At 45.5% G+C, this 11,825-nt stretch carries 11 protein-coding genes; 5 read left to right on the plus strand and 6 right to left on the minus strand.

Annotated features, from left to right (window positions below):
• Positions 1 to 102 precede the first annotated feature (102 nt).
• A complete protein-coding gene (locus ACRC6Q_RS17900; RefSeq protein WP_223642793.1) occupies positions 103 to 1,971 on the plus strand; it encodes a heavy metal translocating P-type ATPase in 1,869 nt (622 codons plus the stop codon).
• An 89-nt stretch (positions 1,972 to 2,060) separates the two neighbouring features.
• Here ACRC6Q_RS17900 and ACRC6Q_RS17905 read toward each other — a convergent pair whose 3' ends face one another.
• Positions 2,061 to 2,960: a YihY/virulence factor BrkB family protein gene (locus ACRC6Q_RS17905; protein ID WP_431467177.1), complete on the minus strand. Its 900-nt coding sequence runs from the start codon at positions 2,958 to 2,960 to the stop codon at positions 2,061 to 2,063.
• A gap of 13 nt (positions 2,961 to 2,973) precedes the next feature.
• Positions 2,974 to 3,501 (minus strand): YtxH domain-containing protein, encoded by a 528-nt coding sequence (locus ACRC6Q_RS17910; RefSeq protein WP_223642795.1) that lies wholly within the window; start codon positions 3,499 to 3,501, stop codon positions 2,974 to 2,976.
• 188 nt (positions 3,502 to 3,689) lie between these two features.
• Between ACRC6Q_RS17910 and ACRC6Q_RS17915 the strand changes: the two genes are divergently transcribed.
• Entirely contained in the window at positions 3,690 to 5,051 is a 1,362-nt protein-coding gene (locus ACRC6Q_RS17915) for an alanine/glycine:cation symporter family protein (RefSeq protein WP_223642797.1), read from the plus strand.
• Positions 5,052 to 5,109: 58 nt separating this feature from the next.
• Entirely contained in the window at positions 5,110 to 5,331 is a 222-nt protein-coding gene (locus ACRC6Q_RS17920) for a DUF1128 domain-containing protein (RefSeq protein WP_223642805.1), read from the plus strand.
• A gap of 476 nt (positions 5,332 to 5,807) precedes the next feature.
• On the opposite strand, the gene ACRC6Q_RS17925 is transcribed toward ACRC6Q_RS17920, so the two are convergent.
• The 4 genes from ACRC6Q_RS17925 to ACRC6Q_RS17940 form a co-directional block, all read right to left on the minus strand.
• Positions 5,808 to 6,794, minus strand: coding sequence for a class I SAM-dependent methyltransferase (locus ACRC6Q_RS17925; protein WP_223642807.1), 987 nt, complete (start codon positions 6,792 to 6,794; stop codon positions 5,808 to 5,810).
• The gene (locus ACRC6Q_RS17930; protein WP_431467193.1) at positions 6,791 to 8,098 is read right to left on the minus strand and encodes an FAD-dependent oxidoreductase; all 1,308 of its coding nucleotides are present in this window, start codon (positions 8,096 to 8,098) and stop codon (positions 6,791 to 6,793) included. The genes ACRC6Q_RS17925 and ACRC6Q_RS17930 overlap by 4 nt, the downstream gene beginning before the upstream one ends.
• Positions 8,099 to 8,209: 111 nt before the next feature.
• Positions 8,210 to 9,121: a pseudouridine-5'-phosphate glycosidase gene (locus tag ACRC6Q_RS17935; protein WP_223642809.1), complete on the minus strand. Its 912-nt coding sequence runs from the start codon at positions 9,119 to 9,121 to the stop codon at positions 8,210 to 8,212.
• Entirely contained in the window at positions 9,118 to 10,212 is a 1,095-nt protein-coding gene (locus tag ACRC6Q_RS17940; protein WP_223642811.1) for a carbohydrate kinase, read from the minus strand. Before ACRC6Q_RS17940 ends, ACRC6Q_RS17935 begins: the two co-directional genes overlap by 4 nt.
• A gap of 149 nt (positions 10,213 to 10,361) precedes the next feature.
• Between ACRC6Q_RS17940 and ACRC6Q_RS17945 the strand changes: the two genes are divergently transcribed.
• On the plus strand, positions 10,362 to 11,594 hold the full coding sequence (locus tag ACRC6Q_RS17945) for an aminopeptidase (RefSeq protein WP_223642813.1): 1,233 nt from the start codon (positions 10,362 to 10,364) through the stop codon (positions 11,592 to 11,594).
• Positions 11,595 to 11,679: 85 nt separating this feature from the next.
• Positions 11,680 to 11,820 carry a hypothetical protein gene (locus ACRC6Q_RS17950; RefSeq protein ID WP_223642815.1) on the plus strand — a complete coding sequence of 47 codons (141 nt, stop codon included), beginning with the start codon at positions 11,680 to 11,682 and terminating at the stop codon, positions 11,818 to 11,820.
• Positions 11,821 to 11,825 lie beyond the last annotated feature (5 nt).

Genomic DNA, 11,825 nt, shown 5'->3' on the forward strand with positions numbered 1-11,825 from the left:
ATAATCGGATTTTAAATATTCTATTCTCTTACATTGACTTCATGAAAAGCTTTTATTCACCGCGTCCAGTAAATTTGCTTTCAGGAGAAAGAGGGTACCATCATGGCATTTTTTAAAACTCATATCGAATTGATCGCATCGATTCTTTCAGGAATTTTAATCATCATCGCCTTTACATTTGAACTGCAGAATTACATCACGTACTCAGTCATCACCTATTTGCTGGCCTTCGGGATTGGCGGTTATGCCAAAGCCAAGTACGGTATACTGAAAACCTTGGAGGACGGGCAGCTGAATGTTGAAATTTTAATGATTTTGGCAGCTGTTGGTTCTTCCATCATCGGCTATTGGACAGAAGGAGCCATTCTGATTTTCATCTTTTCCTTAAGCGGAGCGCTGGAAACCTATACCATGAACAAAAGCCGAAAAGAAATCACATCCCTGATGGAAATTCAGCCAGAAGCCGCTTGGTTGATGAAGGAAGGGCAAACGGTCCGTGTTCCTTTGAAAGAACTGGCTCTTGGAGACTTTATTGTTGTCAAACCAGGTGAACGGATACCAGTTGATGGCATTTTGCAGACTGGCCAAACAGCTGTCGATGAATCAGCGATCAGCGGCGAAGCATACCCTGTCTCTAAGTATGAAGAGGACGAGCTGTTCGCTGGAACCGTCAACTTGTCTGGTGCCATCACGATGGAAATGACCAAGCCGAGTTCTGAAACCATGTTTCAGAAAATCATCGACCTGGTTCAATCTGCACAAAGCGAAAAGTCCCCTTCCCAGCAGTTTATCGAACGCTTTGAAGGCCGTTATGTAAAAGTTGTGCTTTTACTATTTGTACTCATGCTGTTCTTGCCGCATTATATTTTCGGCTGGGATTGGAACACGACCTTTTATCGAGCCATGGTCTTGCTGGTTGTGGCTTCACCTTGCGCGCTTGTCGCTTCCATTATGCCCGCCACTCTCGCAGCGATTTCCAATGGTGCTAAAAGCGGCATCATTTTCAAAGGCGGGATGCACCTCGAAAATTTGAGTGTGGTCAGGGCCATCGCTTTTGACAAAACCGGCACCTTGACTCGCGGTCAACCCGAAGTCACAGACTTTGTCATTCGACAAGGAGCGGACCCCCAGATTGTCATGGCCAATATTGCAGGAATCGAATCCCAATCCAATCACCCGCTGGCGAAAGCCATCAGTGATTACGTAATGTCAAAAGGAATCGATCCGCTATCGAATCTGGCAATCGAAGATGTCCCAGGAAATGGCTTGAAAGCAACTATCGGCAATGAAGACTATCTCGTCGGCAAGCCGAAGTTTGTCGGTGAAGAGCTGGCAGAAGCTTTTGAAGATGGCTTACTGGAAAAACTGGCCAATCAGGGGAAAACGGTCACTTTTGTCCGAGACAAAGAAGGTATCCTTGCCGCTATGGCTTTGAAAGACACAGTGAGAGACATCACCAAATCAACGATTGAAGAATTGAAAAAAGCAGGCATCTACTGCATCATGCTGACGGGAGATAACCGGAAAACAGCAGCAGTCATCGCCAAAGAAACCGGAGTCGACGATTACATTGCAGAATGCTTACCGTCCGATAAAGTAGAAGAATTGAAAGTACTGCTGAAAAAGTACAAGTATGTAGCGATGACAGGTGATGGCATAAATGATGCCCCTGCTTTGGCAACGGCAACGACTGGAATTGCGATGGGCGCCGGAACTGATATTGCTTTGGAAACTGCTGATGTCATTTTGATGAAAAATGATTTATCGCGGATTGCCTACTCCATCCGTCTTTCCCGGAAAATGCAGCGCATTGTCAAACAGAATATCTTCTTTTCAGTTTCTGTCATCATCCTGCTGATCATCTCAAACTTTTTTCAGACCATCACTTTGCCGATCGGCGTTATTGGACATGAAGGCAGCACCATTCTGGTCATCTTAAATGGCTTGCGGATGCTCAACCGCAATGTATGAGTGTGGGCCAGGCAGCCGGGAGGAACAAGAAAGTGAAAGATCGTTTAGTAGTTGATTTCAAAACAAAAAAGGACAGCCTGAGATGCATCTCAAGCTGTCCTTTTCTTAAGTAAATGCCGCCGTTCTTTCATCACCGCGTTGATTTGCCCGCCCACGATCAATAACATGGCTGAGATATAAAGCCACAGCATCAAAATGATAACCCCACCGATACTGCCGTAGGTAGCTGAAAAATTTCCAAAATTGCTGACATAAAGTGAAAACAAGTAAGAAGTCAGCAGCCAGCCGCTTGCTGCAAAGGCGGCGCCTCCCAAAACACTCAGTATACTCATCTTCACATTAGGAGCCAGCCAATAGATGATGGCACAGGCTACAAAAGTGATGATCCCCGGAATGGTAAAACGGATGGAGTTCCATAATGCCAGAAACCCTTCTTCCAATCCAAGAAATGAGAAAATAAGCAAGCCCAGCTGCTCTCCAAAGATGGGCAACGCCAATGCCACGATTAGTATAAAAATCAGCAGCACCGTCATGATAATCGACATTCCCCTCGCTAAAAGAATTGGGCGATCTTCCGCAACTTTATAGGAGAGGTTCAGCGATTTAATCAAAGCATTCATTCCGAGGCTTGCCGACCAGATAGTTGCCAAAATACCAAAAGACAGCAAACCTGTATTTTGATTAGTTAAGATTTCCACAAGTGTGCTTTCAATCAGTGTATATACTTCTGCCGGAACTACTTCTTCCAAGAAACTATAAATTTCATCTTCAGAGATAGCCAAATACGGCAACAAAGTTACCAGGAAAATCAGCAAAGGAAAAATTGATAAGAGGAAAAAAAACGCCAGCTGCGCTCCAAGTCCTGGCACATCGACGTCTTTAATCCTCTGAAGCAATTCTTTTAGAAACCCAGACCCTGTGGTCACATCGAAAGTTACCGAGTGAACCGAAGCCTGATTTGCATCCTCTTGCTGTCCTGCAGTTTTCATGTCGCTAATCGGATTATGACCGATTCCCAAAATTTGAATTGTTTCCGGACTGGTTGCCTGATGTTGATTTAGTATCGGATTGGGGCGACTTGTTATCAGATCCTGATGATTTATTGCTAGATCCTGAAGAAGAATTTGTATCATCCGTCAAAGAAGAAGTCGGAGATGGATTGTCTTCTTTAACTGCCGAAATTACATCGTCTTTTGTTTCTACAACTGCATTTTTCGTATCCATAAACGCTTCTTTTGTTTCAAGCGCCATTTCTTTCACTTGCGGAGACATTTCTTTCAATTCATTTACCTTGCTTCCCACGTAAGAAGCATCTTCCGAAATGCGTGAATACAGATTTTGCGCTCTTTCAGCCTGTTGCTGGAAAGCCTGCACCAATTCATCTCTATTGGAAGCATAGTATTTTGCACTGCTGCTAGCTTTTTTCGATTTGTTCACAACATCGTTTCTCGTATTTTTATCAAGTAGTGAGACAATAATCCCCACTGCTGCTCCTACTAATAAACCTGTCATCAATTTGTTTTGGCTCATCCTAAATTCCTCCCAATATAAATATGTTTTTTCACATCTGTTAGGAATTTTCCCTAATCTTTGAAAACTTAAACACTTATACTGAAACTATTTTTTAAAAATAACTTGACTATATTGAAAAACTTTCGGAATATTATGTTTACAGGAGGTTTTCAGATAGAAATAGAATTTTAAAAGGGGGAGAAATAATGGCACAGTTTGAAGAACTATTGGGCACGATCAGCGGGTTTGTATGGGGACCGCCTTTATTGATTTTATTAGTAGGAACAGGAATTTTCTTAACGGTCCGTCTCGGCGTGCTGCAGCTCCGCTTATTGCCTTACGCTTTAAAATTGGTTTTCACTAAGAACACGGATACGACCTCTAAAGGAGATATCAGCCATTTCCAGGCATTGTCGACCGCCATGGCTGCAACGGTGGGTACCGGTAATATCGTCGGTGTCGCAACAGCTGTCATTTTGGGTGGACCGGGTGCTGTTTTCTGGATGTGGTTTTCTGCCTTTTTCGGTATGGCCACCAAATACGGCGAAGCTGTCCTGGCAGTCAAATACCGTGTAGTCGATGCTAAAGGCCAAATGGCTGGCGGACCCATGTATTATCTTGAGCACGGATTAAAACAAAAATGGCTGGCCGTCTTATTTGCTATCTTCGGCGCTATTGCCGCTTTCGGAATCGGAAACGGTACACAATCGAACTCAGTAGCTTCTGTTGTTCGCGATACATTTAGTGTTCCCACATGGATTACAGGAATCATTCTAACTATCTTTACAGCCTTGGTTCTGCTTGGCGGAATCAAGAGCATAGGGCGCGTGACTTCATTCTTCGTTCCTTTTATGGCATTATTCTACATAATTGCAGGAATAATTATCATGATTTTCAATATGGAACTCATACCCGCTGCTTTTGGTACAATTTTCAGCGCTGCCTTCACGGGTGAAGCGGCAGCCGGTGGTGCAATCGGCGCCGCTATCCGCTATGGTGTAGCTCGAGGCGTCTTCTCCAACGAAGCAGGGCTTGGTTCTGCTCCGATTGCTGCAGCTGCAGCCATCACAGACCTTCCTGGGCGCCAGGCACTGGTTTCCATGACACAGGTGTTTTTCGATACGATCATCATCTGTTCAATTACAGGTGTCACAATTGTTATGTCCGGCCTTTACACCGACAAATCACTCGAAGGTGCTGCATTGACGACTGCTGCCTTTGAACAGTTTCTAGGTGGTGCTGGTCCGATCATCGTCGCGATCGGTTTGATTTTCTTTGCTTCTTCTACGATTATCGGCTGGTCTTATTACGGCGAGAAATGTTTCCAATACCTATTCAAGAATCCGGCATTGCTGGTCGTTTACCGCATCGCTTTCGTGTTGATGGTTTTCGTCGGCGCAACTGTGTCACTTGACGTCGTCTGGACTTTCTCCGATGTCATGAACGGTTTGATGGCATTCCCGAACTTAATCGGACTTCTTGGCTTGTCCGGAGTCATTGTCTACGAAACAAAACGCATCATCGCCAAAATCAAAGAAGAAAAAGAAGCGGAACGAGCTGGCAATTGACATTACATTTGAATAATGAAATGATTAAGCATATCCACCTGAAAGGCAGGAACTTATCATGGACTTATCAAACCCATCTCCAGAAAACGTCAGCTTTATGATCGAAGAAATAAAATCGAAATTGCGCATGGTCAATGTAGATGCAATGAAAGCCGAACATTTCAACGCTTCGCAATACGAAGATTTGCGTGAACTGTACGAAATGGTCGCAACTCGCGACAAGTTCAGTACAAGTGAAATGCAGGCCATTGCTACAGAGCTTGGTTCTTTGCGAAAATAAGAGATTTTAAAATCCCCTGAAGGATCTTCTCCTTCAGGGGATTTTTGTTTTGATGAAAATTCATGCGTTGCTTTGAAAGGTTAATGTCTGTCGGAGCAGAACGGTCGCTTCAGCTTTTCTTTGTCCAGCTTCGGCGTCTAGTCTCTCGAGTCGCTTCGGACTTGCTGCTAATGGCAAAGGACGCCATTACCTTCAAGTCCTCCAGCGCTTGTCGAGACTGAACAGACGCCTAAGCTTTTCTCGTTGTCCAGCTTCGGCGACCTGCTCCTCGGATCATAAGCTGCCCTTCCTGTGCGGCAAAAAACGCCGCTTCGGAAGTTCATCTTATGTCTGTCGGAGCAAAACGGTCGCCTCAGCTTTTCTCATTGTCCAGCTTCGGAAGCCAGGTTCTCGGGTCATAAGCCAACCCGGCTATGCGGCTGAAAACATGCCGCTTCGCCGGTCTGTCTTATGCCTGTCGAACCTTAACGGCTTCCTCAGCTTTTCTTTTCATACTGCACAATATACCAGCCGCCTTCTTTTATGACGGTTTGGATGCTGAGCAATTCGAGTCCTGCCTGTTCCCCCCATTGGGCCAATTCTTCGCGTGTCGGCAATCGGTAGAGGTTATCGAACGATGAGAAGAAGCTGTTGAAGACATTGGCGAATGGCGGACTGTCGCTGCCACCGGCAATTGGGGTCACTACTGACAGAAATCCTTCTTTTTTGATCCAGCTGGCCAGTTCGGTGAATAGCTCCTGGCGTTTTTCGAGGTCGATATAGTGGATGACATTGTTCATCATGACCATTCCTTGTTTTTCGGAAGGCTTATATTGCCACAGGTCGGCATTTTCAATTGTAATATTTTCATTTTCTTTAGTGAGGGTTTTTGCAACTTCCGTGACAGAGGGGCTTATTTCAATTCCTGTGAAATGCGTCCTTGGAAAGCGTTCAGCTAATTGTTTGATGTAGCCGCCTTCTCCACAGCCGATATCCAATACGGTTTCAATATCAGTTCCTTTTAGGCGTCTGGACATTTTCGGCAGAGCGAGGACTTCGAGCAATCGGCTCGTTTCAGCTACTGTAGGCGCATGTTTTTCTTCATCAAAGTGAAGGCGTTCCTGCTTGCGCATCATCTCTGGATAATTCAACAATGTCGGAATATGCAATTCCATCATTTCCTTCAACAGGACACCCGAGGAATTATTGCCTTTGGGTTTTGGCAGTTTCCAGGCGTTCCAGGTTTTATAACGGTTTCTTCCCGCTTCTTTCAGATGGCCGATCGATACCCCAACACTCACCCACTGATTCAGCAGGTCTTCATCCAATTGCAGGGCATCCGCCACATCAAATTTTGTGACCGGGCGTTCGAAAGCTTTGAACAAATCCAGTTCATAGCCGACATAGGCATGCCAGCTGTAGAGAAAAGGTTCATTGCGTTTCATGTACATTCTGGCTTTAAACATCTTCATGACATCAATCATTGGAGTCCCTCCGCTTTCCATGGATAATCTTCTTCCGGTGTATAATACTTCAATTCTTTGGTGCCTTTTGTTAAATCTTTCATGCGAACAGGCATGATGCCTCCTTGAATAAATCGGTCGCGGAAGTTTTCTTTCCACATCCCAAGCCCGGAAACGTTCAGCATCTGTTTAAAGTGGAGAATCGGGTCTTCCTCCATGCGCTCGAATGTCCGCTGGCGGATATAACTTACCGGTTTGAACGGAAATGAATAAGCGAGTGCTGCCAGATGGCTGAGCTGGATCACATGGTCTGCCCGTTTGTAGCGGACAGCTTCATACCATTTCAAGTTATCGTTGTCCTTTTTTTCCTGCTCGAACATATCTGCTGTCAGCTCACCCAGGATATCGGCATCCTGGATTGCCATATTCATCCCTTCCCCCGCCATCGGATGAACAGCGTGGCTGGCATCTCCAATGATGGCTTTATTGCCTTTTACATAGGAATCGGCATGGTACATGACTGGAATCATCAATTGAATCTTTTTCCAATCCATCAACTTCTGCACATAGCCGTCCACTGCAGGAGCCAAATCCGTATATAATTTATGGAAATGGCTGATTGGTTTTTCTTTTAATTGCTTATAGTCTCCTGGAGGAATCAAATAAACACTTCGGACCTGATCGTCCGGCAGCGGGAACAGGCCGAGGAAACGATTGTACGTGGAGATGATTTTGCCGTCCGTGAAATCCTCAGCACGCGGAAACGTGACTGTCAGAAAATGATGGTTATAGGTGGTTTGCTTTACCTGGATTTCCATCGCTTTTCGCGTAACAGAGGAACGTCCTTCTGCGCCGAAGAAAAAAGCTGCTTCCACTTCAAGTTTCTCTGTTCCTTTCTGAAGCAAAGCCGTTTTTTCTCCATAGCCTTTGCAGGCAGTCCCTTTCAAGTAATGGAAATTTTCATATTCGCAAGCTGCTTTTAGAATGACGGACTTCAGTTCTTCGTGGTGCATCATATAAGCCGCATTGTATTTGCCCGGCAGTACGCTGTAATCCATGAACGATTGGTCTTTCACTTGCAGCGAGCTCGAAAGTTCAAGCATATCCAAAACTTTAATTTCATTTGAGCGATCACATACTTTTTTATATAGGCCAAGACCATCAAATATCTGCATACTTTTTGGCTGCAGGAGTTCACCCTTATAGGTAGGTGCTTTGACAGCCATCCGTTCGGCGAGGACCACATCGATTCCACGCTGTACCAATTTCAACGCCAGCGTCAATCCACCGATTCCACCCCCGCCGATGAATACATCAGTTTTCATCTGCTTCATCCCCTTGTTTCTCCTTACCCTACCTTTAGGAGACTGAAAACCCATTAAACCTCCCCAACAAAAAAAAGAAGCCCACGAATGGACTTCTTTCACAATTTATCCTTAAAGTTTGTTATAAGCTGCAGCGAGCTCGGCTCCTATTTTCGCGTTGTGCTTAACGAGTTCGATATTGGCGACCAAGCTTTTTCCTTCTGTCAACTCTTTAACTTTTCCTAATAGGAAAGGAGTAACTTCTTTGCCGGAAATGTCGTTTTCCTTTGCTTCAGCCATCGCCTGTGCAATGATGCCGTTGATGAATGATTCTTCCAGTGCATGCTCTTCAGGAATTGGATTGGCGATGACTGCCCCGCCTTTGATCCCTAAATCCCATTTCGCTTTCAGAACTTGAGCCAGTTCATCTGCCCCGTCGCTGCGGAACGTCAGGTCAAAACCGCTTGAGCGGGTATAGAATGCAGGCATTACATCTGTTTGGTAGCCAATGACCGGAACACCTTTGGTCTCTAGATACTCCAATGTCAGGCCGATATCCAGAATCGACTTTGCCCCAGCGCAAACGACAGCGACTCCAGTGTTCGACAGTTCTTCCAAATCTGCCGAAATGTCCATCGTCGTCTCAGCGCCTCTGTGCACCCCGCCGATGCCGCCTGTAGCGAAAACGCGGATGCCTGCAAGTTCCGCACAGATCATCGTTGCTGCGACGGTTGTCGCGCCGATTTTTTTGGTTGCGATCAATTGGCCGATATCTCTTCTTGATACTTTGGAAACCCCTGGAGTATTGCCGAGCATTTCCAATTCTTCCTCGGACAAGCCGATTTTGATCTTGCCATCCATAATTGCGATGGTTGCAGGAACTGCTCCATTATCGCGAATAATCTGCTCTACCACACGGGCTGTCTCAACATTCTGTGGATATGGCATGCCATGGGAGATAATTGTGGATTCGAGTGCCACAATCGGTTTTTTGTCCTCTAGTGCTTGTTGTACTTCAGTTGAATAGGAAATCATTGATGTCATTGTAATTCCTCCAGTTCTTTTTGTAATAGTATGGCTGTCAGTTCATGACGGACAGTGGCATTGCTTTCCAGGGTCTTTGCTGCATTGACCATGCCTGAATGGATGACGGATTCAAATTCCTTGCCATCCATGACGCTGTGGACGATGGCACTGGAAAATGCATCTCCTGCTCCTGTCACATCGGCAACATGATCGACTTGCATGGCATGGTAATGGCGGATGCCCTCAGAATTGCCGGCTATCGCTCCATCTTTTCCTCCTGTGATGACCACAGCTTCCGCTCCTTGATCCAAAAGCTGCTGCGCTGCCTTATGCCAGTCATCCATTGATTCGATAGGTATTTGTAGAAACTTGCTTGCTTCGTCGCGGTTCAAGATCAGCCAGCTGATGCCTGCCAAATCTTTGCCCAGCCGATCCATTTTTGGAGCGGATACCGGGATGACAGCGAGCGGAATTTTATTGGCCAGTGCCAACTGCCGAACATATTCCACTGTTTCAAGTGGACAGTTCAAATCGATGACAAGAAAAGCAGCTGACAATAACGTGCTGTCATTTTTAGAGATATGGTCCGGTGTCAGGGAATCGTAGATTTTCATATCAGCCATCGCCAGCAGCATCTCACCATCCGGTTCCAAAATCGCTGTATAGGTTCCTGTCGAAAGCCCGTCCATGGCTTTTGTCAATTCAGTCGACATGAAAGGGCTCGAAGCCGCTTCAATCAAATTCCACTCAGGATCATTGCCGACAATCGACAGCAGCTTGACGGAATGGCCGAGGCGTCCCAAGTTTTCTGCAACGTTCCTTGCAACTCCACCGACACTTCCGGAAACGGAAGCTGGATTTGAGGTCCCCATCTGCGCCGGCCGATCCATGAGAAACTTTCTGTCGACATTGGCACCTCCGATGCTAATAACCGTTTTTTCTTCCGGCAATACGTAAGCCCGCCCCAAAATTTTTCCTTGCCGCATGAGATTCGAGATGAAATTGGCCAATGAAGGCCTGGACATATTCAAGCGTTCCGCCATTTCCTGCTGGGACAAATACGGATTGCGGCGGATCAATTCCAACACTTCCACTTCTTTCTGGTTCATTTCAACACCTCCGTCCAAACATTTGTTTAAATCATAAACTTTTATAATAAAAAATGCAAGTGAAAATATTATTTCGAATATCGTTATAAATGATTGCAGGGTGTGATTGAAAATTGCTACTATAAGAAGTGATGAGAGGAGAGATTTATTTGACATCTTTTAATGAGAAATTAGCCCGCTATGCGGAATTGGCTGTAAAAGTGGGAGTAAATATTCAACCCGGCCAGCAACTTTATATCGCTGCTGCCATTGAGGCGGCACCTTTGGTTCGTTTAATTACGCAAAAGGCTTATGAATCAGGGGCCAAACAAGTCTATGTCGACTGGAATGACGACGCTGTTTCGCGCCTGCGTTTTGAATTAGCTCCGGAAGATTCGTTTTCTGATTATCCTGCATGGAAAGTACAGGAACGTGAACAATTGGCTGAACAAGGCGCCGCTTTCATCAGTGTTGTGTCCCAAAGCCCGGATCTATTGTCGGGAATCGACTCGAAACGCATCGCTGCTTCACAAAAAGCGACGGGACAGGCATTGAGCAAATATCGCCAATACGTCCAATCAGATAAAATCAGCTGGACTGTCATTGCCGCGCCTTCTGAGAAATGGGCAGCTAAAGTCTTTCCGGATGTACCGGCAGACCAACAGATCGATACCTTATGGGATGCTATTTTTAAAGCAGTCCGCGCAGATCTTGATCAGCCGATTGAAGCATGGACGGAGCATGACCGTTTGCTTCACACGAAAGTCGATTACCTGAACGGCAAAAAGTATGCGAAACTGCATTACACGTCACCAAAGACTGACTTGGAAGTCGCTCTTCCTGATGGCCACTTATGGTGTGGAGCCGGATCCATCAATGAAAAAGGCGATCCTTTCATGGCCAATATGCCAACAGAAGAAGTTTTCACTGTCCCACATAAAACGGGTGTCAACGGCTATGTTTCCAGTACAAAACCACTGAGCTATGGCGGAAACATCATCGACGATTTTAAAGTGACATTCGAGAACGGGAAAATCGTTGAAGTGACAGCTGCTCAAGGTGAAGAAGTCCTAAAGCAACTTGTTGCAACAGATGAAGGTTCACATTTCCTGGGCGAAGTGGCATTGGTGCCTCATCAGTCGCCGATTTCCGATTCAAACATTTTATTCTACAATACGCTGTTCGATGAAAATGCTTCAAACCATTTCGCTATCGGAAGCGCTTACGCTTTTTGTATCGAAGGCGGAAAAACCATGTCTCAGGATGAGCTATTGAAAAACGGCTTGAACCAAAGCATCACGCATGTCGACTTCATGGTAGGGTCTTCCGAAATGGACATCGACGGCGTCTTGGAAGACGGCACCCGTGAACCGATTTTCCGCGGCGGCAACTGGGCATTCTAAGTATCGATAATTCGACACTTATTTTTTCCGGCAGAATCATGTATACTAAATATTGATAATTACAGTTTAGAGAGGAGTTATCATTATGTTTTATGGTGTTACTGTCGTACTCGGCTTCATGGCCGTAATTTTCATGTTTTTCTTCACGCTTCTTCATTTCCTTGGAAAAGAGCTTCACACGCACGATGCAGAGCATGTAGATCCAATGCCTGAAAAAAAATACTGAGCGAT

The organism is Planococcus sp. SE5232 (assembly GCF_050686535.1).
Lineage (GTDB): Bacteria > Bacillota > Bacilli > Bacillales_A > Planococcaceae > Planococcus.